The sequence below is a fragment of the Candidatus Hydrogenedentota bacterium genome (assembly GCA_013359265.1).
Taxonomy (GTDB): domain Bacteria; phylum Hydrogenedentota; class Hydrogenedentia; order Hydrogenedentales; family SLHB01; genus JABWCD01.
On record JABWCD010000018.1, the window covers coordinates 65,147 to 90,952 of the forward strand.

Consider the following 25,806-nt stretch of genomic DNA (forward strand, 5'->3'; position numbering starts at 1 on the left):
CACGGACATGATCATTTATCTCGACCCAAAATACGAGCAACAAATAGAAAGTCTCGCCGCGGCTACCGGCAAGACTGTCGACGAGGTTTTCGAAGAACTGGTGAAAAGGGCCCTCTCGGAAACACCGCGGAAGTACAGCGCTGCCGTTGCCGAGAATCAGCGCCGTGCAATCGAAGCGCTCCTAGTCGAACTGGACGCACTTTCCGATGAAAGCCCCGATGATGGTTTTGACGCGTCGCAACACGATAAAGCGATCTACAGGCGCGACTGGTGACGTTCGTCGATACAAGCGCATGGTTTGCGATATTCGTGGAGAGCGACACCAGCGCGCAGGCGGTGAACGCATGGCTCGAAAGCTGTGGCGGACGCGGCGGTCCGCCGCGGCGGGTTCGGGCCGGCCTTGCCGGGGTGGGCTGCACCATGCGCCGCGGGCGACGCGGGAGGTGCAGTTGTTGATGTTCAGCGCAGCGAGCCAGTGCGGGAGTGGATGAATACGGCCGAGTTGGTCACGACCCGAAAACGGAAATACGAATCGGCAATACCGATCCAAGTATGATTGAGGGACGCAGGTACGGGAACATGAGCGCATCGATAGAAGACACTCTTCTTCAGAGGATTGTTGGCCGTACAGTGGAGGCCGTGCGTCCGCTTCGCGTGGTATTGTTTGGATCGGCGGCGCGGGGCGAGATGAATGAGAACAGCGACGTTGATCTTTTGTTGGTCATGCCCGATGGGACCCATCGTCGCGACACTGCGCGGAAAGTTTACCGTGCGCTTGGCGGGCTGGGCGTGTCCAAAGACATCATCGTCGTCACGGAAGACGACTTGCGGCGATTCGGTGACGAGCCGTCATTGGTGATTTATCCGGCTTTGCGCGAGGGCAAGGAAATCTACAGTGCCGGTTGAGCCGCCGATACCAGGAACTCCTTCGGACTGGCTCTCGCGCGCGAAGGGCGATTTCGCCTTGGCATGTGTGACGTTACCGGAAGGCGGTTTCTACGAAGATCTATGTTATCACTTGCAGCAAGCCGCGGAGAAGGCTATCAAGGCCGTCTATCGAGTTCACGGTCTAACGTTCCGGTATACGCATGATCTTGAAGTGTTACTCGATACGCTTGGCGAAAACTCGGTTGTGATTCCTGACGATGTAAAGCTTGCAGCCGATCTGACGGATTACGCATGGGAGTCGCGGTACCCGGGACTCATGGAAGCCGTTAGCTACGAGGAATACCTGGTAGCGAAAGAGCAGGCGAAACAGATTTTGGCTTGGGCCGAGGCTGAAGTGGAAGAACATGAATCGCCGTGATTTCTTATGGAAACTGGGCGGGGGCTTGGGCGGGATCGCGCTGGCGCAGATGCTGGCGCGGGACGGTCTGTTGCCGCGCGCGGAGGCGGCGGTCCGCCGCGGCGGATTGGGCGCGGGGTTGCCGGACGGCCTGCACCATACGCCGCGGGCGACACGCGTGGTGCAGTTGTTCATGTCCGGCGCGGCGAGCCAGTGCGACACCTTCGACTACAAGCCGCTCTTAATCGAAAAGGCGGGTCAGAAGTTCGATCCGGGCGAGAAGGTCGAACTGTTTCAGAGCGAGGCCGGCGTGGTGATGCCGTCGCCGTGGGCGTGGAAACAGCGGGGACAGTGTGGTAAGTGGATTTCCGATCTCGTCCCGCACCTCGCCGAGTGCGCGGACGACATGGCCTTTCTGCATTCGATGATTTCGAAGTCGAACGTGCACGGCCCCGCGACGTTCATGCAGGCCACGGGTTTCGTCTTGCCTGGTTTCCCCGGTATGGGCGCGTGGATCGCGTACGGCCTCGGCAGCATGAACGACAATCTGCCGACCTTTGTCGTGTTGCCCGATTCGCGCGGGTTTGCGCCGAACGGTCCGAAGAACTGGAGCGCGGGCTTCCTGCCGTCCTCGTATCAAGGCACGATGATCCGGCCCAGCGCGCCGAATCCCATTGCCGATCTGTTTCCTCCGAAAGACTCCTTCGTCACGCCGGAGAACGATCGCGACGCGCTCGCGGTGTTGAACCAACTGAACTGGGAACATGCGCAAACGCGCGAGGGCGATTCGCGACTCGACGCGCGCATTGCAAGTTACGAACTCGCCGCGAAACTGCAGGTCAGCGCGCCGGAAGTGCTCGACCTCTCCGGCGAAACGGAAGCGACGAAAAGACTCTACGGCCTCGACGAGCACGAAACGGAAGATTTCGGGCGCAACTGCCTTGTCGCGCGGCGTCTGCTCGAACGCGGCGTGCGCTTCGTGCAGGTGTGGAGCGGGGCGGACAACGGCCACCCGCGCCGCAACTGGGACTCGCACGAAGACCTCGCGCGCGACCACGCCATCATGGCCAAGGGTATGGACAAACCCGCTGCCGCGCTGCTCATCGATCTCAAATCGCGCGGCATGCTCGACGACACCATCGTCATCTGGACCACGGAGTTCGGGCGCATGCCCTGCAGCCAAGGCGGCGCGGGCCGCGATCACAATCCGTTTACGTTTACCTCATGGCTCGCCGGCGGCGGCATCAAAGGCGGAACAAGCTACGGCACGAGTGATGAATGGTCCTACAAAGCCGCCGAAAACCCCACCTACTGCTACGACCTCCACGCTACCGTCCTCCACCTTCTCGGCATCGACCACACCCAACTCACCTACCGCAACAATGGCATTGACCGGCGGTTGACGGATGTGCACGGACACGTGATTCGCGAGATCATCGCCTGACGGCTGCAATTTTTGATTCTGTCCCCAAATTCGACCAAAGGCTCTCTGTAGAATAGACTCAGGAGCCTTTAGCGCATGGCCGACTTTTTACATCGCGACGACGCCGAGATAGTCGGGCGGGTGTTGTCCGGCCAACGAGACGAGTTTGGTCGATTGGTCGAGCGATACATGCCCATGGTTCATGCCCTGGTGCGTGCGAACCTCGGTTTGATGGGCGATATCGACGACATCGCGCAGGACGCGTTTCTTTCCGCGTTCCATTCACTGGATAAGCTGCGCAATCCCGAAAAATTCGCCGGTTGGCTCGCGTCCATCACGCGCCATGAGTGCGTTCGTTACGCAAAGGTCCGCCAACGCGCGCAACGCAACGCCGTCGCGTGGCGCAACACGTCGCCCGCTTCCACGACCGATGACCCTGCAAAACGGGAGCTACACCAAATGCTCGAACAAGCTGTGCACGATCTCGACGTGCAACACCGCGAAATTCTTCTCCTTTACTACTTCTCGAAAAAGGATATGGGGGAAATCGAAGCGATTCTCGACATCCCCCGCGAGGCGGCCAAGAAGCGGTTGCAACGCGCGCGGGCAGTATTGGAGTCGCATATCACATCACAGGTCGGCGAATTGCTGGAAGCATATGCGCCGCATAAGGAGCACGCCGCGAAGGTGTCGGGCGCAATCGCCATGGCGCAGCCGGTATGGCTGCTCACCTCGAAAACCGGAGCTGCGTCGGCATTAACCGGTTGGAGCACACTTGTCATGAAAGCGAAGACGTTGGCGGTAATGGGTACGGTGGCGTTGCTCGCTGGACTGGGCATCGTGTCGTATTCACTCTCGGTCCGGGACCGCGAAACGAGCGCAGTGAAGGGTGCGCGTCCTTATGCGGCGCGTGCGGTGAATGCGAATGACACGTCATTGGAAACGGCCTCTCGCAGCGAACCGACACCGAATCGAGCCAATGTAACCGCTATTCCCGCGACCAATGCACCGTCAACGGTACCGGCGGCCTCGAACCATCGCGTCGCGAAGTCCGATCGATCGTCAATGGTGGGCGGCAATCCACAACGCACGGGTTTTTTCGACGTGCCCGCGCCGCTGACGTTGCCCACCGTGCGCTGGACATCCGAAATGAGCGGGTCCCCCGGGACAACCTCGGCGATCGATGCTCAGGGCAGAATCTTCATGAGCCACGGTGACGCGCGTGGACCGGACTGGCTCAGTGCGTTTTCTCCCAACGGAGAACCGCTTTGGGATTACGGCCCTGTCGATTACATACGCAGCACCGGCGCCCCTGCGATTACGCCAGATGGCAACGTGCTGTTTGCGTTTAACGATCACGTCACGCGCGCGTTCGATCCCATAACCGGCGCCACTGCCTGGAGCGCAGAATTTGCAAGTCGGGAACTACTTGTGGACAGCAAGGGCAATGTCTATACCAGTTCCCGTGCGGGGCTGGAGAAGGTAGATGCTTCTTCAGGCGTCGCGCTGTGGGAACCGCTCGCGCAGGTAACTCCGCCCGCCGCGCTGTCGCTTGACGAACACACCCTGTATGCGCGCGCGCAACAACCCAACGGCTTCCTTACGGTTGACTTTAGCCTTCAGGCCATTAACGCAGAGAATGGCGACGTATTGTGGCGCTACGTACCTGAAGGGAACGATGACTTCATGAGCAATTGGGCCACGCCCGTGGTCGGTGGCGACGGGACCGTATTCATTCAGGATGCCGGGTTGAACGTATTGTACGCGATTCGGGACAACGGTGACTCGGCATCGCAACTCTGGGAATTCTGGCCCGCGACAGCCCACGCATCTCAGCCCTTTGAACCAACTTCGGCAGAATTCGTGATCTACAATGCGACCGGCGACAGTCCCCGGCTTGTTGCGACCGACGGCGAGGCCGTGTACATGGGCGTATTTGGAAATCACGCTTTTGGAGGCTACCCGGCATCGGTACACGCGGTTAGCATGGACGGCCAGTCCATCTGGCACACACCACTCGAAGGCGATGTTGTCGCGGGCAGTCCGGTTGTTACGAACGATGCCGTCTACATTCTCGGTGGCGGCAGCGACGATTTCCCGGGCACGAACGCGCTCTATTGCCTTGATCGCGACGACGGCCGAATCCTCTGGCAGATGAGCGTAAGTCCGCCGCACGGCGATGTGGGGGAGAGCATCGCGCTCGCGCCGGATGGTACCATCTATATCGCGACCACCGCGCCGAACGGATCGGGCAGCATACTGAGAGCGTTGCGCTAGACCAACACTGTCACGAGCAATCGCACCGCGACGCGCCGACCGGCTCACAGCCTGCCTACAGAAACAACGGCATCGCCCGCCGCCCCCTGCTTTTCACGTAAGTAACTTCATCCGACGCTACTCAAGTTTGATGTCCAGATACTGAACAAAGCGCCGTCCCGATTCTGGAATCGGGACATGAGGGCACCTATCCGGCACGGCAGCATTTCAAGAAAGGCCTGTCGCTTAATCCCATATCTTTCAGTATTTTGCACACTTTTCCGCCGTCTAATGTGACGCTTGGTATGGGATATGCGGCACTGTGTAGTCACGAGAATCCCTACGAGGTCACCGGGCGTCTATGGATTCTGTGCTGGACCTGCTTCCGATGGGTCAGAAAGTCGAGAAGATTCTATGAGAGCCCCAGAGACTTTTCGAATCGGCGCGATGCTCCTAACAATCTTCCTTTCCAGCGGCAGCGCGCATGCTCAATTCAACGTCAACTCGCCAGTGCAGCTTTCGTATTCAGACGATGACGAGCCTGCTCTCGCAACAGACGGGGCCGGACACTGGGTCGCCGTATGGACTACGCGCAATACGTTCCTGCCCAGGCCAACTTTCAGGGATTGGGATATCCTCGTCGCGCGTTCAACCGATAACGGTGCAACGTGGACAACGCCTACCCATTTGAATAACAACGCATCCATCGATGATCGCGATGATATGAACGTGAGTCTGGCGACGGATTCGTACGGGCATTGGATTGCGGTATGGGAATCGAACAATTTCTCAACGTTTCCGGGCGGTCCGCTCGGCATGGACGCCGATATTGTGTTCTCAAGGTCCGAGGACAATGGTATTACTTGGACCGATCCGGCGCCGTTGAATACCGATGCCGAATTAGATTCATTGGACGATGAACGGCCCAGAATCGAAACAGACGAGAATGGCACGTGGATAACAACCTGGGACTGCTTCGACAAAGTCCTCGGGGACGGAATGGAACGCGATGTCTATATATCGCGCTCAACCGACAATGGCTCTACGTGGACCTCGCCTGTCACTTTGGATCCGGGTGCCCCTACGGATAACGCTGCAGACATCTCTCCGGTGTTGGCAACCGATAAACACGGCATTTGGGTTGCTGTTTGGCCGAGGTCAATTCCTCAGTCTCCCCGCTTAGCGCAGATTGTAGCAGCGCGCTCAACCGACAACGGTCTGTCGTGGACAGCCCCTGCACCCTTGACGCAACCCAGCCGTTATGCCCGCCTGCCGCACGTCGAAACGGATGGAAATGGGCACTGGCTGGCCGCGTGGGAAATCAAGGAGGATATCGGCGGTTCACTCGCCGATGCAGAATTGCTCATTACTCATTCAAACGATGCCGGAGTCACATGGAGCGATCCAAGCTTCCTCAGCTCGACCGTACCGAACTCGCGCGACGACCAAAGCCCATTTATTGCTCAAGATGAATTCGGTAACTGGGTTGCCGCATGGTGGTCCAACATCGACCAAATTGGCCCCCACTGCCACGTACTCGCGGCGCATTCAGCCGACGACGGCTCCACGTGGTCCGCACCAGTCTCGATACGTGAAAACGCGGCAGATCATGAAGTGCATGAAAAGCCGCCGCAACTCGTCACCGATGGCAACGGCAACTGGGTCGGAATTTGGATCTTCGACCATCCGCTGACCGGTGTCAGGCACATAGAGACCGTGTCGTTCTACGTCGACTCTGATGGCGATAGTATGAATGATGTCTTTGAAAAACTCATCGTTAACTTCGACGAGAGCGACACCTTCGACTCAATTGCGAGCGTCTTGCCAGACGACGACTTTGACGGCGACGGCATGACCAATTTGCAGGAGTTCACGAACCGCACAGATCCGACCAGTCCAGACGCTCCTCTGCCCGCATCGCGGGCGTTTGCGTTGGCGCTTTTGACGCTGCTCATTGCTGCGTTGGGCGCGTGCGTGGTTTGGACAATCAGGCAGTCGCAATTGGCCGCGTAAGTGCCGCCGAATTCCGACGCCGTCGCGCGAATGCGCGGAGTCAACTGCTTGCGCCGAAAAGACTGACCTCCGCCCCACCGACGTGCACGCTCACGTCATTCGCGAGTACTTGCGTACTCCAGTTCATCTACGCCGCTTTCCCGATCGAATCGAAATGACGCAAGGCCTTGCGTTAGTCTGACACGCTGTTGTCAAGGTAACCCGGGTGCAAACTAATGCTGAGCCTTGCCGGACTGCTGCTGGGTCTTGTACTGCTCGTGTATCTCACGATGCGCGGGGTGGAGTTGCTCATCGCCGCGCCGTTGTGCGCGTTGCTCGTCGCGGTGGCGGGCGGTTTCCCCGTCTTTCCCCAAGGCGCTGCGGAAGGCGCGCCTAACTTCACCACGGCGTACATGGACGGCTTTGTTTCGTTCGTGAAGACATGGTTCTTCATGTTTCTGCTCGGTTCGGTCTTCGGCAAGGTGATGGAAGCCAGTGGCGCGGCAGACAGTGTCGCGCGATGGATTGTTTCGACGCTTGGCGCGCAACACGCTGTCGGGGCGGTGGTCATGGCGTGTGCCGTGCTCACCTACGGCGGGGTCAGTCTGTTCGTTGTCGCGTTCTCCGTGTACCCGATGGCGCTGAGCCTGTTCCGAACCGCCAATATCCCGCGCCGGTTCATCCCCGCATCGCTCGCGTTCGGCTCTGTTACATTCACGATGACATCCGCCGGTTCACCCGAAATTCAGAACTGGATTCCCACCAAATATCTCGGGACAACCCCGTACGCGGCGTGGGAGGTAAGTCTCGTTGTCGCGATTCTCATGGCCGGCTTTGGCTACTGGTGGTTGACGCGCATGGTGCGCCGCGCGACGGCGGCCGGCGAACAGTTCGAGGCAAATCCCGCCGATCCTGTCGTCGAAGATCGCGAACTTCCCGCGGTATGGCGTGGAGTGCTTCCGTTGCTTGGTGTGCTCGTGGCGTCGTTTTTCCTGCACGAATCGCTCAAGGAATCCGCGCTGATCGTCGCGCTCGGCGCGGGCGTCGCGGCCGGCCTCCTGTTGAACGCACGCTTTCTTCGACGCGCACAACTCGCCGATGTCGCATCCGCCGGTGCGCTCGGCGCGCTCGTCGCTATCGCCAACACGGCGGCGGTTGTCGGTTTTGGCGGCGTAGCGAAACTCACCGGCGGGTTTCAGGCCGCCGTCGAATTCATGACGAACCTCCCCGGACCGCCATTGGTCGGCGCCGCAGTTGCTGTCAGCGTCATCGCCGGGCTCACCGGCTCCGCGTCCGGCGGTCAGACCATTGCGTTGCCGCTATTCGCGCACCATTATCTTTCGTTGGGCGTGAACGCGGACGCGCTGCACCGCGTCGTCGCAATATCTTCGGGCGCGCTCGACACGCTGCCGCACAACGGCTACGTCGTGACGACGATCCGATCCATCTGCCGCGAACCTTACGCCGGCGCTTACCCGGCCTTCGCCGCCCTGACGGTGGTCGTCCCCGCGTTAGGCGCGGCACTCGCCATACTTTTGTTCTCGTTGAACTAACTTGCGCGGGCAGGACTTCGCAAGAAAAGAGAAACCGGGCCGCGGACGCATATACGACCCACCGTCCGGTGAGCATTCGGTCGAGTTCAATTACGCAGACTTCGTTTCTTCCGCTTCAACCCGCGGGCGCCTGCTAATTCCACCCATAACGCGCGGCACGAACATTGGCGTGCGTTTGCGGTATTCGGTGTACGGCGTGCCGTGGAACTCTTCTAAGTCGCGTTCCTCGTATGGAATCGCCACGAGGATGTACGCCGTCAATCCCGTCGCCATCAGCAAGTGCGCCAGCGTCATGTCCGGCGTCGCCCAGAAGGCCAGCAGCCAGCCCACGTACAGCGGGTGACGCAAATACTTGTAGGGCCCGGGCGTTCTGAAGGCGAGCGGTGAATAGGGCTTGCGTTGGAAGTGCAGCCACACCTGGCGCACGCCGAACAGGTCGAAGTGATTGATTAACATGCTCGCCAATGGAACCATCAGCCAGCCCATTGCGAAAAGGGCATACAGCACATTTCGGCCTATCTCGTTGTGCACCCGCCACACCGTTCCGCCCAGCGGCTGCCAGAACCAGCACATGGCGAAGAGCGCTATACACGAGAACAACACGTATGTGCTGCGTTCGAGATGCTGCGGCACGATGGTCGTCCACACGCGCTTGAAGGCGGGCCGCGCCATGACACTGTGCTGGACGCCAAACACAGCGATGAGCGCGACGTTGTTGATCAACGCCCATGCCAGCGGAACGCGTGGCGTACCGTCGAGCGTCGTCGGCACGATCGCGTTTCCGACAAACCCGATGAAGTAAAGGTATGTCACGAGAAACAGCGCGTAGCATGCAATTCCGTACAGCAATGAGAATGTCCTACTCATACTCGGTTCCCTCACTTTCCTTTTTCGTGAACGCCCGCCAGAGCGCGATGTTTGCGTGGCGCCATGCACTCAGGTTGCTCACACTCTTGGCCGTCGTCCCGTCATCATCCTTCGCATCGTGCGCCGTGGGCTGCGAATCACCTTGTTGATGTATATCGTCCGTTTGCTGTGTCACGGGGGCCCGTTCCCCGTGGCACCGAATCGTCGACATGTCTGGACCAACCTTCACACTTGGGAAGAGCACATACTGTGCCAAGCCGCGGAGGGTTTGGTTAACTTCTTTGCACAGTGCGGCTTGAAGGACCCCGCTGGGACTACAGAAGACCGTGAAAACTCGCGATTCGCGAAATCTCGCGAGTACCTCGTGGAAATCTCACGAGTCGCGAATCAGCGCTGCCGCACAATTCCCAACGCCTTAATTCGCGAGGACAGCGTGCTTGCGTTCATACCGAGCGCCCGCGCCGCCCCGTCATCACCCGCGATCTTCCAGTTTGTCCCGTTGAGCGCGCGGAGAATGTTGGCGCGCTCCAGGTTGCGGAGATCGTTGACTGTGAGAATTCGCGCGCCCGCGTCGTTCACCGCGTCAATGGTGTGCGTGTCGGTAATATCGGGCAGGCAGCGGTCAAGATTGAGGTGGCCGTCGCGCGCGGTGATGACGGCGCGTTCCATGATGTTTTGAAGCTCGCGCACATTGCCCGGCCATGTGTACGCCTTCAACCGATCGCAGCACCGCGGGGTCAACGGTGCAAGACGCTTTCCCATGCGCCGTGCGAACCGGTTCGCGAATTCCTGCGCCAACAGTGGAATATCGTTGCCGCGCTCGCGCAACGGCGGCACGCGGATCGGAAACACATTGAGCCGGTAATACAGGTCCTCACGAAACGTGCCGCCGCGTATTTCCTCTTCGAGATCGCGATTCGACGCCGCGACGACCCGCACGTCCACCGTTCGCGTCCTGGAGCTGCCGACCGGTTCAAACTCGCCATCCTGCAATACACGCAGCAATTTCGCCTGGAGGTCAAGAGGCAACTCACCGATTTCATCGAGAAAGATCGTGCCCTCGTGGGCGAGCGCGAAACGTCCCTCGCGCTTTGCCGTCGCGCCGGTGAAAGCGCCCCTCTCATGGCCGAAGAATTCGCTTTCCATCAGCATGGCCGGAATTGCCGCGCAGTTTACGCGGACGAGTGGACCATTCTTGCGCGCGCTTTCACTGTGAATTGCACGGGCAATGAGCTCCTTCCCGGTGCCGGTCTCGCCGAGCACGAGCACGGTGGCGTCTGTCGCCGCGACCTGCGCGATGTCTTCCATCAATTGCTTCATCGGCGTGCTGGCGCCGAGGATCGAGCCGTGATTCTGCAATTCCTGCACTTCCCGGCGCAGGTACTCCGTCTGAACCATTAATGTTTCGATCTTGCGTTCCGCTTCGATGCGATCGTTAACGTTGCGCAACACGAGTGTATAGAAAGCCTTTCCATTCGATTCGGTCCGCGACATCGTCGCCTCCGCCATAAACGTCTGGCCCACGGCAGTCTTTGCGCGCAGGCCGCCCTTGATCCAGACGTGTTGCTTCCCGGCCGGTTGCGACTTTAGGTCCTCCGTCATCGACGCGAGCCGCGCGGCATCAGCTTTCTCGAAGAACTTTTCAAACGAACCACACGAAATGTCCGCCGCGCGCACGCCGAACGCTCGTTCTCCAGCAGGGTTAATGAGCGTGACGCGCAGCGCGTCGTCCAATTCAATGATTGCATCCATCGCGCCGGTCAAGGTGCGATTCAATTTCGCTTCCCGCTCGCGCAACGCATCTTCCGCGCGAATGCGTTGCAGTTCGGCCGCCGCCCTCGCGGCGAAAATACGAAATACCGCAAACAAGTCCGGGGCTTCCGGCATCGGCTTCGTATCCAACACGGCGAGATGTCCCATTACATTCCGATTGGCGTCCAAGAGCGGCGCCCCCATGTAACTTTCGAAGCCGAATACTTTGAGATGCGCATCGTCCGGGAACAGCGCGGTTAAGTCGTCGGGGTAATGAACGATGTCAAATCCCTGCACCACGCGCTCGCACGGAGTGCCATCAATTGGTTCATCTTGCGGCGGGGCGAATTCGCCACCAATCCAGAAGGCGAGCGACCGGAGTACCCGCCGGGATTCGATATACTCGGTTACCCATGCCCCGTGCGTACCCAGTGCCGCGGCCAGGTTTTTGACGAGCGCAGCAAAGAATTGCTGGCCGGTTTCCGTGGCCGTGCCTTCGAGAATTCTGCGCAGGACTACGTGTTCGTCGAATGGCGCGCGCGTGGGCTCATTGGCGGCTGCATCCGTATGAGCAGACATGGCCCAACCCTCCGAAGACGCCGGAGTTACCGGCACTGGACAGACAGCTCGCTCCCGTAGGATACCGCCGATCCGGGGGTGACTCAACCCCCGGGGCACTGCGCCGGTAACGGTAAGCGCGCGCCCGCGGGCAGGTTGAGTCAAGTTCCGTTCATTTGATAGACTTTCGGTTTACGCCCAATACCGCCGGTATGGCAGAACTGCGTTTGGAGGAGGTGAATTGCATTGAGAACTTACGAAGCGCTCTACATCGTCAAGCCAGACATGAAAGACGATGAGATCCAGACGGTAGCGAAGGACGTCGAGACACTTGTCACGTCCAGTGGCGGAGCTATCGTGCGCTCGGAGACCTGGGGCAAGCGAAAGATGGCCTACGAAGTGGACCGGTACACCGAAGGGGTGTACGTGCTGTTGCGATTTCAGTCGCCAGCCAGTTTCGTCGGCAAACTCGCCAACCATTTCCGGCTCACGGAGAGCATCATCCGGGACGTCATCGTCTATTTCGACGACAAGACCCTGCGGCTCGAGGAGGAGCAGAAACGGCGCACCGAGGCCGAGTTGCGCGCCAGCGCCGCGCGCACCGCGGAACGCGACGAGGACGACGAGGAAGAAGACGATCGCCGTCCGCAGCGCGGCCGCCGCAGAGACGAAGACGACGACGAGTAGTACTCGAATTCGATTGCGAAGACGGGCACAAACGGTGCTCCCGGGTGGGGCGAGGCTCCGTCCGAGCCGCACTACCGCTCGTGCCAACACCTAAGGAGGGATCGGTCGAATGTCGGACTTCCGCATGCCGGACGTGAACAAGGTTTTCCTCGCGGGGCGCCTTACGCGCGATCCGGAGCTGCGCTACCTGCCTTCGGGCATGGCGGTGTGCAAAATGGGCCTTGCCGTTTCGCGCGTCTACAAGACAAAGGACGGCGAAAAACGCGAGGAGACGATGTTCATCAACGTCACGACGTGGGGCAAGACCGCGGAGTACAACAACGAGTACCTGCGCAAGGGCCGGCCGGTTTTGGTCGAAGGATCGTTGCGCAGCAACGATTTCGAAGACAAGTCCGGCCAGAAGCGCACCGTAATCGAAGTCAATGGCGACCGTGTGCAACAACTCGATTGGGGCGATAGCAAGGGTGGTCCGTCCGGTGGCGGAGGCGGATCGAAACCGGCCCCGCGCACGATCGAAGAACCCGTTCCGCCCGCGGATGATGACATTCCATTTTAAGCGAATACAGGAGATATCCGGATAATGGCTCGATTTGCTGTGAAGGCGAAAGCGCGCGCCAAGAAGAAGAAGAAGAAGGCGATGTCGCGCAACAAGGTTTGCCGGTTGACGGTGGACCGCGTCGTCTATATTGATTACAAAGACATCGGTCTGCTCAAGCACTACGTGACGGAGCGCGGCAAGATCATTCCGCGCCGCATCACCGGCGCGACCGCGCGGCACCAGCGCATGCTGACCCGCGCGATCAAGTTGGCGCGGCAGATCGCCATGTTGCCCTACGTGGCCGACTAGGCCGCGGAGCGCGGCGCTATGCCGTACCCCGGCCTGTGGACGCTGCTGTTCGCGGTCACGGCGCTGTTCAACCTGCTGCCGAACCCGCTGTCGGTGTTGACGGTGAGTTGCCCCGCGCTCTTGTACGTGGTGCCTGTTGCGGTCTATACGCATTTTCGCGAATGGCGCAGGGCCGCGGGACTGATTGCCGGCGCCCCGTTGGCCGCGCTTGCAGGGTGCGGACTGCTGATAGCCGCCATGCCCGGGCGGGGCGACGCGAACAGCGTGCAGCTATCGACCGCGCAGATTGCCGGCATGGTCGCGATGACATCGGCGAATGCCGTAGTCGTCGCCGCGCTGGGGCTGCCCATTGGCGTTGGTACCGGGCGCGGCTGGAGCTACGGACGCGTAGTTGCGGCAGCCGCGGCGGCGGTAACCGCCGTGGTCGGAACGTACCTCGCGCTGTGTTGGGATGCGTTTAATCGCATCATCGACTCGATGATCGCACTATTTGTGGAACAGTTGAATACAAACGCCGCGAACCTCGATCGAGAAATCGTCGATCGCCAGCTCGAAAGCATTCGCTGGTTCGGGCAGAACAAGTTCGCGTTCGTCGTGGGCGTCGAATTCGCCGTGTACCTTGCGCTGACGTGTGCATTTGTTTCGATCACCGCAATCGTTTTGCGGCGGCGCTTTGCCGATCCCGGGCCCGTCGGCGCGTTTCGAGACATGCACCCCCCCGATTGGCTTGTATGGGTGGGAATCGTGACTGCGCTGGCGTGGTTCGTCGATCGCGAGTACGGCGGGTTCGAATTGCGCTTCGTGACTTGGAACGTGGCCGTAGGATTGAGCTCAATCTACTTTTTGAATGGGTGTGCAATCTTCCTATACGGCTTGCAGGTATTGGCGCCGAGTCTGTTCTTAATCGCGATGCTCGTGGTCGTGTTCCTGATGTCGGGACTATACCCGGCGTTGAGCTTTATTGGCCTCTTCGATACGTGGGCGAATTTCCGCATGCGGATGGATCGGCTTGCTGAAGCCATCCGAAATGCGCAGTCGGGAGAGAGCTAGGTAGCGAGGAAGCCGGGAAGCAAAGAGTCTCGGGCGAGTATGGAGTTGGGGTTCTTCTCTGCCAAGCCCCAAACCCAAAACTCGATTACGAGATAGGATTAAGAGTACGACTCCATAGGCATTGGAGAATTGATGTAGGTTTTTGAAAACGGGGTAAACCTTTACGGTTGCCGCGCGGTTGCGGCAAACACCCCAAGGCTAGGCGCCACGCGGCATGCGTTGCGCAAAAGGAGACGACGACATGAAAGTAATTCTGTGCGAGAACGTGCCGAACCTCGGCGAAATGGGGACTACCGTTAAAGTCGCGCCGGGCTATGCGCGCAATTACCTGCTGCCGCGCAAGCTCGCGGTGCCCGCCGAGTCCGGCAGCGCCAAGCAGATCGAACACGAGCTGCGCAACATCAAGCGGCGCGAGGAAAAGGTCCGCGCGCACCTCGCCGAAGAAGCGAAGAAGCTCGCGTCCATTTCCATCGAGATCAAGGCCAAGGCCGGCGAAGAAGGCAAGATATTCGGTTCCGTCACCAACGTGCAAATCGCCGAAGCGCTTCGACCGCTCGGATATGCCGTTGACCGCAAGAGCATTCATATCGACGAACCCATCCGCTCGCTCGGCGCGCACGAAGTTAGTGTTAAACTAATGCGCGGCATCGAGGCGAAGGTCACCGTCAATGTCGTGAAGGACGAGGAGGAAGTCCCCGTCGTCGAGACGATTGTCGCGGAAGCGCCCGCGGCGGAAGCAGCCGAAGTCGAAGTAGTGGAGGAGGAGGCCGGGGAATAACGTGGCGACCGTCAAGCAGCGAAAGCCCGTTCCCGTATTCGATCGGGTCCCGCCGCAGAGCATCGACGCGGAGAAGTCCGTGCTCGGCGCGATGCTGCTCAACCCCGAAGCCGTCGGCACGGCCATCGAGATTCTGAAAGACGATGCGGCCAGCGTGTTCTACGCTGAGCCGCATCAGCTTGTTTATAACGCGATTGTCGGACTGTACCGCGACGCCACGCCCGTGGACGTCGTCACGCTCATGGAGCGCCTGAGCCGCGACGACGCGGTCGAAAAAGCCGGCGGCCCAAGTTACATCGCGGACCTCGCGGGCGTAGTCCCCACCTCCGCAAACGTCGAGCACTACGCCAAGATTGTGCTCGATGCCGCCGTCCTGCGCCGCCTGATTACCGCGTGCAGCACGCTGGCGGGCGAGGCCTACGAATCGCCCGGCGATGTGAACGCGCTCCTCGACAAGGCCGAAGCGGCGATGTTCTCCATCGCGGAGACGCGCCAGCTCAGTCCTATCTTCCCTGTCGGCGAACTGGTGCCCGATGCCATCGATCGCATCGAGGCGATCATCCGCTCGCACAAGGGCTACACCGGGGTGCCCTCCGGATTTCACGAACTCGACCAGATGCTTTCCGGGTTCCAACCCTCGGACATGATTGTGCTCGCGGCGCGTCCCTCGGTAGGCAAGACCGCGTTTTCGCTCAACATCGCGTCGCACGTCGCGATACACGAGAAGAAGGCGGTGCTGGTCTTCAGCCTTGAAATGTCGAAGGAACAACTCGTGCAGCGCCTGCTGTGCATGGCCGGCGGCATCGATTCGCAACGCCTGCGATCCGGCTATCTTGCGCGCAACGAATTTCCAAAAGTCCAGCTCGGCGCGAACAAACTCAGCGCCGCGCCGATCTTCATCGACGATACCCCGAATATCAGCATCCTCGAACTGCGATCGAAGGCGCGCCGACATGCGGCGCAGCACAATCTCGATCTCGTCGTGATCGACTATCTCCAGCTCATGCGCGCGCCCGGCCGCACCGAAAGCCGCCAGACGGAGATTGCCGAAATCTCGCGCTCGATCAAGGGTATCGCGCGCGAACTCCGCGTCCCCGTCATCGCGCTGTCGCAACTCAGCCGCGAGGCCGAGAAAGACGACACCGGCGCGCCCAAGCTCTCGCATCTGCGCGAATCCGGCGCCATCGAGCAGGACGCCGATGTCGTGATCATGTTGTCGCGCCCGCCCGCGTACAAGCGTCAGGGCGGGGGAGAGGACGACGACGAGGGTGGCGGTGGCGGACACGAAAAGCTGATCCACGTCAATGTCGCGAAACAGCGTAACGGCCCGACCGGCAAACTCGATTTGTTTTTCGACCGCAACACGCAGCGCTTCCAGGACCCCGCCGCGGGCGGCGCCGAAGCCCCGCCCTACGTGCCCGGCGCGCGCGACGACGAACCGCCGTACGACGTCGACGAACCCGCCGACGAAGACGAAGGTATTCCTTTCTGATTCGTTGCGCTCCCCCGCGCAAACGAATATCGTGCCCGTAATGGTGAAGCAATAAAAAAGAAGTGCGCCACAACTATGGGATTGTGGCGCCACTCGTGGGAGGGAAGACCTGCAAGAGTCTCGTGCGATCGTGTGCAGGGATTCACACGCCCGCTATGGGATGGCGGGTGAGGGATGGCACCCGCCGAATTTCCGAGTGTTGGGCGCTTGCGCAACCCAACCTCGAGTTCAACTGTCGCGACATCCGTGTCTTTGGTCTAGCCTCGGCCTCCGTGCCTTGGCTTATGCCTTATATATCGGCAGGTTGGCCAACAACTTGAGCCCTCAAGACAGCGATGATGCTCTAATTGTAGTCGATCCGCAGACAACGAAAAGCGTGCGTTTCGCGCAACAGGGCGTTTCGCGTAGTATTGGGACCAAATGAAGCCCAGGTTGTATCTCGAAACCACCATTCCGAGCTATCTCGTCTCATGGCCGAGCCGCGATCTTGTTATCGCGGGACACCAGCAAATCACAAAGGAATGGTGGAGGAAACGTCGCCATGCCTTCGAGATTTACGTGTCCCAGTTCGTACTTGACGAGGCCAAAGCAGGAGACAAGAAGGCGGCGCGCGAAAGGCTACAAGCGATTGCGGGCCTGCGATCGCTGGATATCACTCCGGAAGTTGGCACGCTGGCGGCCGAACTCTTGGCTTCCGGTGTCATGCCGAAGAAAGCGGCAATCGATGCGACGCATATAGCTATTGCCGCGGTCCACGCGATGGACTTCCTGATGACGTGGAACTGTGTGCATTTGGCGAACGCAGCCATATCGAAGAAGGTGGCAAAGATTTGCTCGCAAAACGGTTTCGAGTGCCCGGTAATTTGCACGCCGGAAGAATTGATGGGAGCTTGAAACATGACAAAGGACCCTGTAGTAGAAGAAGTACGACGTATACGCGAGCAGCTCGCGGCAAAGTACGAGTTCGACCTCGATGCGATTCTAGCAGCCGCTAAAAAACGGCAAAGCCGGTCGGGGTCCAAGACTGCTTCCTTCGCAACGAAGCCAAAGCGGACACAAACCGTGTCGAACCGTTGATCTGTGGAAGAATACTCAAAATGAAATGCACCGACTGCCTTGTTCATCGCACCATGACGCGCGCGATGCCATCGCGTTAAGTCAGGCGACAGCACACTATTTACCGAGCCTGTCCCCAGCGGGTACGCCGGTTTCAATGCGCACTTCTTCCTGCTACAATCTGCGCCGAATGCCGACCGGAACTACTGCATGCGCGTATTAATTTTCGGGGCAGGCGGCCAACTCGGGCGCGACCTGCTCCGCGTGTTTCAGGCGGACTCCACCGTCATTGGGTTGACCCGTTCCCAACTCAACATTGTTGAGGGCGAGGCGGTGCGCCTTGCCGTTCGCGACGCACGGCCCGATCTCGTGTTGAACGCCGCCGCGTATACCGACGTCGAAAAGGCGGAGGACGACGAGCGCGGCGCGTTCCATGTCAACGCAAACGGCGCACAGCGCATCGCGGAAGCGGCGGCGGCGATCGAGGTGCCGGTCGTGTATTTCAGCACCGACTTCGTGTTCGACGGCACCAAGCGCGAGCCGTACACGCCGGAAGACAAAACCTCGCCGAAAAGCGTCTACGCAAAATCGAAACTCCGCGGGGAAGAGAACTCCCGCTGGGGCAACCCGCAGTCCTTCGTAATCCGCACCGCGTGGCTCTACGGCCCCGGCGGCAACAACTTCGTGGAGAAAATCCTGACGGCGGCGAAGTCGCGCCCCTCGTTGCGCGTTGTCGACGACGAAGTCGGATCGCCCACGTACACGCGCGACCTCGCAATGGCCACGCTCGCGCTCGTGAAAACGAAGGCCTACGGCATCTACCACGGCGTCAATAACGGCAGTTGCTCCCGATACGAGTTTGCGCAGGCGATTGTGCGGGAGGCCGGCCTTGACACACCGATAGAGCCGTGTTCCGCGAACGAGTACCCGATGAAAGCGGCGCGTCCCGCCTATTCGGTGTTGTCAAACAAGAAATTGGAATCCGCGAGTGGTATCGTCATGCCCGACTGGCGCGACGGCCTGGCGCGCTATATGAAGCAGAGGGAGAACACCGAATGAACCGCATTGTCGTGACCGGGGGCGCCGGCTTTATCGGATCGTGCTACGTCCGCTTTGCGCTGAAGACCTATCCTGACGTTCACGTCGTCACGGTTGACAAACTCACCTACGCCGGCAACCTCGATAATCTGAAGGAAGTCGATCCGAAACGCCACACGTTTGTGAAGGCCGACATCGCGGACGCCGCCGCGATGGAAAAAGCGATGGAAGGGTGTGATGCCGTCGTAAACTTCGCCGCCGACAGCCACGTCGATCGCAGCATCATGGAAGCGAGCGATTTCATCGCGACGAACGTCCGCGGCGTTCACAACATTCTTGAAGCCGCGAAGAAACTCGGCACACAGCGCATCCTGCTTGTCTCGACGGACGAGGTCTACGGCAGCATCGCGCAGGGGTCGTTCAAAGAAACCGATCCCCTCAATCCGCGCAATCCCTACTCCGCGAGCAAGGCCGGCGGCGAGCTGCTCGGCATGTCGTACTTTCACACGTTCAATCTCCCCGTGATCGTCACACGCGGATCGAACACCTATGGCCCGTACCAGTATCCCGAAAAAGTCATGCCTCTTTTCGTCACCAACGCGATTGACAACGAACCCCTTCCGCTCTACGGCGACGGCAAAAACGTGCGCGACTGGTTGTTCGTCGAAGACCACGCCCGCGGCATCGATCATGCGTTGCGCCATGGCGAACCGGGCAACGTGTACAACATCGCGGGCGAGAACGAACGCGAAAACGTCGTACTTACGCATCGCATACTCAAGGAAGTGGGGAAGGGCGCCGATCTCATCAAGCCCGTGAAGGACCGCGCGGGGCACGACCGTCGTTACTCGATCGATTCGCACAAGCTGAAAGCGCTCGGATGGAAGCCGCTCATGAATTGGGACGACGGCGTCGCGCTCACGGTGAAGTGGTACAAAGACAACGAATGGTGGTGGCGGCCCATTAAGAGCGGTGCATTTAGAGAGTACTACAAGCGCCAGTACGAGGATCGCGAGAAGGCGGGCTAATCCTCTCGCCACGCGCTCCTGGGTTACTTCGTGAGAAATGCGAGCTAATACCGCGCATTTCGCGAAAAACGCCACATCGGGGTTACTCCCTATCCATTTGTCCCCCCGGTTTGCGGTACTCTATCCGCGTAACATTTTACGCGTCGTTGTGTAGCGTGCGTGTGATTTGCCTGGTGAAACCCATCCCGCACGCACCCTGTCTATTAGGGTGTTCAGGGGCCTGAACCTAAGGTGTTGTCTTAAGGAGAGATTGTGCGCACTACCGCCCTGTCCAAACCCGCCGTTGTGATAACGGGAGCGACCGGCATTCTTGGCAGCGCCGTGATGGCCGAAGCGCTCCAACGCGGCCACCGGCCCATCGCCATCATGCGCGATATGTCCCTCGAACAGGCCCGTGTGCGCATACGCGCCGTGCTCAGCGTTTTTGGACTTCGCTCCGAGGCTGATGAAGTTGGCATCGTGCGAGGCGACGTGCGCCGCATGTGGCTCGGCATGGAACCCCGCATTGCCGGGGGATTGCTTGGGTGCGCGCGCGCGTTCATCCACTGCGCCGCGTCCACAAGTTTCAATCCAAAAGACAATCACTGCGTTTGGGAATCAAACGTCGGCGGCGTCCAAAACGTGCTCGATCTGCTTTCCAATCGCGGCGTGCCCTTCTATCACGTCAGCACCGCGTACGTTGCCGGCTCGCGCGCCGGAACCGCCTACGAACGCGAACTCGATGATCGCCACGGGTTCACCAACGCCTACGAACGCAGCAAATGGCACGCGGAATCCGCCGTGCGCGAAGCGTTCGATTCGGGGCGCGTGCGCGGCGCCGTGTTCCGCCCCGGCATTATCGTCGGATCGAGCGCGGACGGCGCCATTGCTGACTTCCAGAACATCTACGCGTTCTTCCGCCTGGTGCACCTCGCGCAGACGCGGCTTGCGGGCCGCGAAAGCGTCATCCGCCTCGAAGGCAACGCGGATACACTGTGCAACTTCGTGCCCGTCGATTGGACTGCAAAAGCGTTGTGGAGAATTATCGAGAGCGAAGGTCCAAGCAATCAGAGTTATCACCTCACGGATTCCAGCGGCGCGACCATCGCCGATCTCTTCACATGGGTCAATGACTTCGTCGAGGCGTTTGGCCTGCGCTTCGAACTCGTGGACCGCCTCAACGGCAACGCGACGGCCCTCGAGACCATGGCCCGCGCCGCCCTCGCGCATTACCGCCCATACGCGTTCCGGCAACCCCGGTTCGACATGGAAAACACCCTGCGCGCGACGGGCGAGCATCTCGAACTGCCCACGCTCGACCAGGACTACTTCGAGACCCTCTACCACTTCGCCCGCACCCGCCGCTGGAAAGGGGCGCTGTCTTCCGCCCACGTCCCGCAAGTTCTATTGGACTCGCCCGCCGAACTTGAGGCCGCCGCATTGCCTGCATAGATTGGGCCACGCCCGCTCCAGACGATCATCGCATTTGAGGCAGGAGCAGCATTGCCGGGCCTGAAATCGTCCACATTTGTACAAGCTTGGCCGGCGCGAGCGTTTTGGCAACTCGCTTCTTATCAACTACTTACGCCATACGGTTCCACGTTGCGCCGACGGCACACACCTTGCTTATTTTGTCTCGCATAGAGAGAATTACGTTGTGGACGAGCTACAGACAGAATCAGCGGAGAGGCGCCAAGGGAAGAAGCAACGTGCGCTGAACGCGCTTGTGTTTCTGCTCGCGACGGCGTTCTGCGTTCAAGCGTATGTGCTCTGGGAGACCAACGAAAAACTCAGCGCGACAGTCGCCGAGTTGGAGCATGTCCGAGACCTCGCGGACAACGCCGAGTGGAACGTGATTCCGAAATCGAACCCGCCCGACGCTGCGAACACTACGCAAACAACTCCACGATCGCCAATCTATTTGCCGCAGTCCGCGGATCCGTACGCCAGTCTCGATCGCCGAATCGGTCTGCCTTTCTCCGATATTCACCAGATGCGCGCGCAACTCGAGCGTATGATGGACCAAATGCGCGCACAATCGGACATCGCGCCGCAGGCCGAGAGCATTCCGAGAATCGTTGGCGCCGCGCGCCAGTTGCGTATGAACGAACAAGCCGGTGCATATCTGGTGAAGGCGGAACTCACCGGCATTGACTCCGCCAACGTCAATGTGCGCGTGGAAGACCAGACGTTGTATATCTGCGTGAAGCACGAGAAGAAGGTGCAAAGCGCGGATGGCAGCGGCGCCGACCGTCAGCGGTTGGCGGGCCAATGCACACAGCGTGTAACGATGCCCGGCCCGGTCGACGGCGCCGCAATGAAATGGTCCATTGACGACGGCGTGCTAACCGTTGTCATTCCCAAGGCAGGTCGCGCCGGCGCAGCCGGCAATTCGGGCCTGTCGCAGAGTGTGCGGAACTGATTAATTCGAGGCCGCGGTCAAAGGCCCACGAAATATAGGCGGGGCGTTGAGTAGTTCACACACCCAACGCCCCGCACGTGTTTCTGGAAGTTCCGATCCGCGTATCAGCGCGCCGGCGGGCCGCCCACCGCAGCCTTGTTCTGCTGCAATTGTTCCTCGGCGCGTTTGGCCTTTTCCGCATCCTGTACTTTTTGCGCGGCCTGCTCGATCAGCGTGTTCTTCTCCTGTAATTGCGATCCCTGCAAGTCCTCCGGTACAACCTTCAGCAGAGTCTCGACGCTATTGAACTGATTGATCGCGTCGTCGAACTTCTTCGTATCGATAAGCCGGTCGCCGTCCTCGATGCGATCGGAAGCCAAATCCAAAACGGCCTTGATAATCTGGGCGATGCGCAGCTTGGCGTCTTCTTTTCCCGCATCCGCGGCTTCAAACTGCTCGGTGAACTCGTCGCCCACCTGCTCGTAGACCGTGATGGCTTTCTTGTACTGCGCAATTGCCTCGGCGAATTGTTGGTCTACTTTGCTTTGTTCCGCCTGTTTCACCACGGACTCCGCGGCCGAAAGCGTGCGGATCGCGAGTTCGAGGCGCTGGTCACGTTCGGAGATTTGAATCTGTGTTTCGTTAATAAGTTGACCGGCCTCTTCGTTCGATTGGTCGAACTCGAGCGCTTTCGTGAAATTCGCCAACGCATTCGGCAACGAATCTTTTGGCGCGTTCGGTTTTGGCGCCGCCGCCAGATATGCCTTTCCAAGATTAAGGTAATGCTGCGAAAGCTTTTTCATCACGTCGTTGCGTCCGGGTCCCGGCAGCGTGAGCGCGTTCGTCCACTCCTGGACCGCGCGGTCGCGGCCTTCGCCGCCGAACGCGTAAAACGCGTCGCCAATCTTGTCGTACGCCGCCAGAGAAGTCGTCTTCAATTCCGCGAACTGCTTGTACGCGCGCTCCGCCTCGCGCAGGTTCTTCTTCGTCCGAAGCTGGTAGACGACCTGCTCCGTGAAATACGCGGTCAACGACTTGTCCGACGGCTTCACATCGCTCGAATCGCCCTCGGGACGCATCACCGTGAACCAGACGTCGGCGACCGCTTCGACCGAGGACTGCATCATCGCGGGCGACGCGGAACTCGCATACCCCGCGTAACCGCTGCCGGCCGCGTAATCGTTCTCAAGCAACAACCGCGCGTCCGCAAAGGTCGCCTCGCGCTGCTGGAAGTACTGCGCGGGATTGCGGATGTATTCGAGCCGTGGCGATTTCGTCCGCGACTGATACGACTTCAGATGCTTGTCGATGTCGTCTTCGACCTGTTTGGCAAGGCGCGCACCCGCCGTATCCTTCTCGAACGTCAACGGAAACATAACGTCCGACGCCATGGACGCCAGCACGCCCATTCGGTACGCGAAGTAACTGCCGCCGCTCCCGCGCTTTCGCACCTCGCGAAGCAACTGCATTTCCGTGCCGATGGCGTTTAGCACGTCCTGCTTGGACCCGAGCTGGCCCTCGGAATTGAGCACCGCACGGCCGGCTTCCGCGCCGGCCAGCACGTCTCTCTCGTAGTTGTAGTCGGTGGTCTTGAATGGGTCGGCGAATCCCCGGCCGATCACCTGAAATGCGGTCGCCACTATCGAGCGCTGCGCGACGGGGCCCCACGCGTACGCCTGCCCGCACACGAGAAGCGCCAACGCGGCCGGCAACGCGATTCGTTTATACCGATGGACCATGTTCAATCTCTTTCTCCCCAGTTCCTCGCGCGGCCGGCGGCGCACCGCCTGCCGGGCGCGTTCCTCAGAAATACAATCCCTTATACATCTCGTCGCTTGGATAGAACTCGTAACGCGGACGGAACGGTGTGCCCTTCGCCCGGTTGCTGCACCACGGAGGAATGTTCTTGATACCCTCGTTCGTGTAGACGTTCGCCTTCCAAAACTCCAGTAACAGCAACGTATACGGCGGTCGAAGTTCGTTGTCTTTCAGCTCGTACCATTCCACGTGCCCATCCAGATACAGCACGTTTCCGCCGTACGGCGCGAAGTGGTTCGGATCGAGGTCGTCGTCCCACGCCATCGTATCGAACATGACGGGAATCTGCGTGTCGGATACGGCGGACGCCGCGGGATCGTTAATGTCCTCGATGAACCGGCGCGCGATGCCGACGTCGAGTCTGTAGAACTGGTCCGATCCCGCTGTCCCGTGACCGCCTGTCATCGTAAAGTCTTCGCGAAGAAAATCCGTGTTTCCCAGCGACATCTGGCGGTCGATTTCGTCCTTCAAAAACAGCAGATTCTCCTCGGTCTCGACGGCAAATGGCAAATAGATGTAAAACTGGCTCGTGATGCATTCGTAATCCGTACGTTCCTTCATGAGCTTGGGAAGCAGCGTCGCGTTTCGCGGGTCGTTTGCCACGACAGGCGATACGTAGCGGGGCACGAACGTCAGGTCCGAGAACCAGTTCACTTGGGGGTCCTCGAGCAATTGCGCGTTCGACGGACAGCGCAGCACCTTGGCATCGCTGAGATAATCCGGGAACATGCCGCGCGGATCGAAGGTCAGATTATTTCGGATGAGTACGGCGTCATCGTTGGCGGGCGGGCGGGTGTCCGGTTCGCCGTAGTAGTGGTTGGGGTGCCCCGGCGGAAACTTTCCCTGGTGTTCATTGGCGAACATGATAAACGTGAGGCCCAGTTGCTTGAGGTTGTTCGAGCACACCACGCGCCGGGCGCGTTCGCGCGCGCGGGCCAGTGCCGGAAGCAATAGCGCCGCAAGTATCGAAATGATGGTGATCACCATCATGAGTTCGATCAGCGTGAAGCCGCGCCGCCTCTTAGCTTGCCGCATCGCCCACCTACTGGTTTGCGCACACCCCGACCCCAAAGGCGCCGGAACGAGGAATGCCGCGCCGGGGATTATACGTCTAACTACAGCCCGCACAGTAGCATAAGGCGCGGGAGTCCGTCAATCGAATACGTTCGCGCTGTCGAGTCAAACGGCAAACAAGCGCTCCCGCAATCGGCTGAACCGCGACCCGCCTACGCTTCGCCAAATTTTAGAGTTTTGTTCAACAAATTGCCAATATTCGCGAAGCGCCGCAGGTAATCCTCCCGCCCGCGGATGATGACCTCGCGCGCCTCCACGCGGTCGTAGACGTGCGTTATCTCGCAAACCTTGTCCTGGGCGTCCGGCGCCTGCTTGTAGGTCAGGAAGTAATGGCGCAGCCGATCGATCAGCCGTTTGGGACAGTCCGCAATGTCCCGCATCTCGCCGAACGTCTCGTCGTCCACCATCACGGCGATAATTTTGTCGTCCGCCTCGCTGCCGTCGAGCATGCGCAGCCCGCCTATCGGAATGGCTTGAATCAGCACGTTACTTTTGCGAATCGGTTTCTCGGTCAGCACGCAGATGTCCAGCGGGTCGCCGTCGCCGATAATGTTGGTCCGCCCCGTGCGTTCCGCGCAGTATGCGCCGGATCGCTCCGCGCAATAGGTTTGCGGCACAAACCCATACAGCGTCGGGCAGGTGCTCGAAAACTTCTGCGGCCGGTCTACCTTTAACAGCCCGGTCCCCTTATCGAGCTCGTACTTCACCGGGTCAGTCGGAGTCATTTCAATGTAGGCTGTCACGACGTCCGGCGCGCGTTCCCCAATCGGTACGCCGTGCCAGGGGTGCGCGCGGTACAATAAACTCAGTAGGGCCGAGATGGTTTCTTTCGATTCGCTCATGCGTACTACCTTGAACCGAACGTGTGCGTG

General features: G+C 59.8%; 23 protein-coding genes. 18 read left to right on the plus strand and 5 right to left on the minus strand.

Going from position 1 to position 25,806, the window contains the following annotated elements; genetic code table 11:
• The first annotated feature begins 7 nt into the window (after positions 1–7).
• The 7 genes from HUU46_16165 to HUU46_16195 all read left to right on the plus strand — a co-directional run bounded on the left by HUU46_16165 (position 8) and on the right by HUU46_16195 (position 8,509).
• On the plus strand, positions 8–274 hold the full coding sequence (locus tag HUU46_16165) for a hypothetical protein (protein ID NUM55180.1): 267 nt from the start codon (positions 8–10) through the stop codon (positions 272–274).
• 305 nt (positions 275–579) lie between these two features.
• Positions 580–906 (plus strand): nucleotidyltransferase domain-containing protein, encoded by a 327-nt coding sequence (locus tag HUU46_16170; protein ID NUM55181.1) that lies wholly within the window; start codon positions 580–582, stop codon positions 904–906.
• Positions 896–1,306: a HEPN domain-containing protein gene (locus HUU46_16175; GenBank protein ID NUM55182.1), complete on the plus strand. Its 411-nt coding sequence runs from the start codon at positions 896–898 to the stop codon at positions 1,304–1,306. The genes HUU46_16170 and HUU46_16175 overlap by 11 nt, the downstream gene beginning before the upstream one ends.
• The gene (locus HUU46_16180; protein ID NUM55183.1) at positions 1,293–2,729 is read left to right on the plus strand and encodes a DUF1501 domain-containing protein; all 1,437 of its coding nucleotides are present in this window, start codon (positions 1,293–1,295) and stop codon (positions 2,727–2,729) included. The genes HUU46_16175 and HUU46_16180 overlap by 14 nt, the downstream gene beginning before the upstream one ends.
• A gap of 75 nt (positions 2,730–2,804) precedes the next feature.
• Positions 2,805–4,985, plus strand: coding sequence for a sigma-70 family RNA polymerase sigma factor (locus HUU46_16185; GenBank protein NUM55184.1), 2,181 nt, complete (start codon positions 2,805–2,807; stop codon positions 4,983–4,985).
• A 393-nt stretch (positions 4,986–5,378) separates the two neighbouring features.
• Positions 5,379–6,977 carry an exo-alpha-sialidase gene (locus HUU46_16190; GenBank protein ID NUM55185.1) on the plus strand — a complete coding sequence of 533 codons (1,599 nt, stop codon included), beginning with the start codon at positions 5,379–5,381 and terminating at the stop codon, positions 6,975–6,977.
• Positions 6,978–7,192: 215 nt separating this feature from the next.
• Positions 7,193–8,509: a GntP family permease gene (locus HUU46_16195; GenBank protein NUM55186.1), complete on the plus strand. Its 1,317-nt coding sequence runs from the start codon at positions 7,193–7,195 to the stop codon at positions 8,507–8,509.
• Between the two features lie 90 nt (positions 8,510–8,599).
• Here HUU46_16195 and HUU46_16200 read toward each other — a convergent pair whose 3' ends face one another.
• Both HUU46_16200 and HUU46_16205 read right to left on the minus strand, forming a co-directional pair.
• Positions 8,600–9,376 (minus strand): isoprenylcysteine carboxylmethyltransferase family protein, encoded by a 777-nt coding sequence (locus HUU46_16200; GenBank protein ID NUM55187.1) that lies wholly within the window; start codon positions 9,374–9,376, stop codon positions 8,600–8,602.
• A 387-nt stretch (positions 9,377–9,763) separates the two neighbouring features.
• Positions 9,764–11,707, minus strand: a complete 1,944-nt coding sequence (locus HUU46_16205) for a sigma 54-interacting transcriptional regulator (protein ID NUM55188.1) — start codon at positions 11,705–11,707, stop codon at positions 9,764–9,766.
• A 225-nt stretch (positions 11,708–11,932) separates the two neighbouring features.
• Between HUU46_16205 and rpsF the strand changes: the two genes are divergently transcribed.
• The 11 genes from rpsF (at position 11,933) to HUU46_16260 (ending at position 22,063) form a co-directional block, all read left to right on the plus strand.
• Complete coding sequence (gene rpsF / locus HUU46_16210) at positions 11,933–12,373, plus strand: 30S ribosomal protein S6 (protein NUM55189.1); 441 nt, start codon at positions 11,933–11,935, stop codon at positions 12,371–12,373.
• 109 nt (positions 12,374–12,482) lie between these two features.
• Positions 12,483–12,929, plus strand: a complete 447-nt coding sequence (gene ssb / locus HUU46_16215; protein ID NUM55190.1) for a single-stranded DNA-binding protein — start codon at positions 12,483–12,485, stop codon at positions 12,927–12,929.
• Positions 12,930–12,953: 24 nt separating this feature from the next.
• Positions 12,954–13,220, plus strand: coding sequence for a 30S ribosomal protein S18 (locus tag HUU46_16220; GenBank protein NUM55191.1), 267 nt, complete (start codon positions 12,954–12,956; stop codon positions 13,218–13,220).
• A gap of 18 nt (positions 13,221–13,238) precedes the next feature.
• The gene (locus HUU46_16225; protein ID NUM55192.1) at positions 13,239–14,270 is read left to right on the plus strand and encodes a DUF2232 domain-containing protein; all 1,032 of its coding nucleotides are present in this window, start codon (positions 13,239–13,241) and stop codon (positions 14,268–14,270) included.
• 241 nt (positions 14,271–14,511) lie between these two features.
• Complete coding sequence (locus HUU46_16230) at positions 14,512–15,048, plus strand: 50S ribosomal protein L9 (protein NUM55193.1); 537 nt, start codon at positions 14,512–14,514, stop codon at positions 15,046–15,048.
• Between the two features lie 91 nt (positions 15,049–15,139).
• A complete protein-coding gene (gene dnaB / locus HUU46_16235; GenBank protein NUM55194.1) occupies positions 15,140–16,540 on the plus strand; it encodes a replicative DNA helicase in 1,401 nt (466 codons plus the stop codon).
• Between the two features lie 420 nt (positions 16,541–16,960).
• Positions 16,961–17,434, plus strand: coding sequence for a type II toxin-antitoxin system VapC family toxin (locus tag HUU46_16240; protein NUM55195.1), 474 nt, complete (start codon positions 16,961–16,963; stop codon positions 17,432–17,434).
• 372 nt (positions 17,435–17,806) lie between these two features.
• Positions 17,807–18,655 (plus strand): dTDP-4-dehydrorhamnose reductase, encoded by an 849-nt coding sequence (gene rfbD / locus HUU46_16245; protein NUM55196.1) that lies wholly within the window; start codon positions 17,807–17,809, stop codon positions 18,653–18,655.
• Positions 18,652–19,662 (plus strand): dTDP-glucose 4,6-dehydratase, encoded by a 1,011-nt coding sequence (gene rfbB, locus HUU46_16250; GenBank protein ID NUM55197.1) that lies wholly within the window; start codon positions 18,652–18,654, stop codon positions 19,660–19,662. Before rfbD ends, rfbB begins: the two co-directional genes overlap by 4 nt.
• Positions 19,663–19,914: 252 nt before the next feature.
• Complete coding sequence (locus HUU46_16255) at positions 19,915–21,093, plus strand: SDR family oxidoreductase (GenBank protein NUM55198.1); 1,179 nt, start codon at positions 19,915–19,917, stop codon at positions 21,091–21,093.
• Positions 21,094–21,298: 205 nt separating this feature from the next.
• The gene (locus HUU46_16260) at positions 21,299–22,063 is read left to right on the plus strand and encodes an Hsp20/alpha crystallin family protein (protein NUM55199.1); all 765 of its coding nucleotides are present in this window, start codon (positions 21,299–21,301) and stop codon (positions 22,061–22,063) included.
• A 104-nt stretch (positions 22,064–22,167) separates the two neighbouring features.
• On the opposite strand, the gene HUU46_16265 is transcribed toward HUU46_16260, so the two are convergent.
• From HUU46_16265 to HUU46_16275, 3 genes are all read right to left on the minus strand, one after another.
• A complete protein-coding gene (locus HUU46_16265) occupies positions 22,168–23,781 on the minus strand; it encodes a hypothetical protein (protein ID NUM55200.1) in 1,614 nt (537 codons plus the stop codon).
• Positions 23,782–23,845: 64 nt separating this feature from the next.
• Positions 23,846–24,895 (minus strand): type II secretion system protein, encoded by a 1,050-nt coding sequence (locus HUU46_16270; GenBank protein NUM55201.1) that lies wholly within the window; start codon positions 24,893–24,895, stop codon positions 23,846–23,848.
• A gap of 191 nt (positions 24,896–25,086) precedes the next feature.
• The gene (locus HUU46_16275; GenBank protein NUM55202.1) at positions 25,087–25,776 is read right to left on the minus strand and encodes an inorganic pyrophosphatase; all 690 of its coding nucleotides are present in this window, start codon (positions 25,774–25,776) and stop codon (positions 25,087–25,089) included.
• Positions 25,777–25,806: the final 30 nt, after the last annotated feature.